Consider the following 229-nt stretch of genomic DNA (forward strand, 5'->3'; position numbering starts at 1 on the left):
TATTGGTTGCTTCGAGTGCATCTGCGGCATAATTCCCTAAAATATGCAGAAGGCGGCTTTCAGTTCTATCGCCTCGGCGGTCCGCTTTCCAGCATCTGCCCGAAAAATATCAATCGTTACGGAAGCCCCTTGGCAAGAGCGTTGAGTATGGCTAAAAATCGTGCAGTAGCATTGTGTGCCTGAAAGATAATCAATTGTATTCCATCAACCTTACCGCGCCCTTGCAGGT

At 48.0% G+C, this 229-nt stretch carries 1 protein-coding gene; it reads left to right on the plus strand.

What is annotated here, in order from left to right; translation table 11 throughout:
* Window positions 1-183, plus strand: a 183-nt coding sequence (locus ACPYOI_RS37315) for a hypothetical protein (protein ID WP_481424336.1), incomplete at its 5' end; no start/stop codon positions are given.
* Between the last annotated feature and the right edge of the window lie 46 nt (window positions 184-229).

The organism is Rhizobium sp. SVR5-2C (assembly GCF_056755115.1).